This is a genomic window from Kitasatospora sp. MBT63 (assembly GCF_000710465.2).
Lineage (GTDB): Bacteria > Actinomycetota > Actinomycetes > Streptomycetales > Streptomycetaceae > Kitasatospora.
Window position 1 is genome coordinate 1 of the sequence record NZ_JAIZ01000519.1, and the last position, 563, is coordinate 563.

The 563-nt window shown below is 76.0% G+C and carries 1 protein-coding gene; it reads right to left on the minus strand.

From position 1 onward, the window contains the following. On the minus strand, positions 1-563 hold a 563-nt coding region (locus AA75_RS52480), incomplete at both ends, for a sensor histidine kinase KdpD (RefSeq protein WP_233289221.1).

Sequence of the window (563 nt, forward strand, 5' to 3'; positions counted from 1 at the left end):
GGCACCCGGGCCCTGGCCCAGCGCGGCCGCCTGGCGGCCGGAGAGCGCGTCGGCCGCACCGGCCCGGCCCTGCTGGCGCGGGGTCGGGGCGACACCGCGCTGCTGCTTGCCGCCCGGGCCGCCGGGACGGCCGCCCCGGCGGTCGGCGGAGTTGGTGACGTCGACCGGGAGCATGACCAGCGCGGTGGTGCCGCCGGAGTCGCTCGGACGCAGCTGGATCCGGATGCCGTGTCGCAGGGACAGGCGGCCGACCACGAACAGACCCATCCGGCGGGACACCGAGACGTCCACCACCGGCGGGCTGGCGAGGCGCTCGTTGATGTCCGCGAGGTCGTCGGGGGACAGGCCGATGCCGGTGTCGTGGATCTCGACCAGCACCCGGCCGTCGGGCAGGGCGTGGCCGGTGACCCGGACCCGGGTCTGCGGGGAGGAGAACGAGGTGGCGTTCTCCAGCAGCTCGGCGAGCAGGTGGACGAGGTCGTTGACGACGCGGCCGGCGACCTCGGTGGACGGAACGGCGGCGAGCTCGATGCGCTCGTACTGCTCCACCTCGGAGGCGGCGG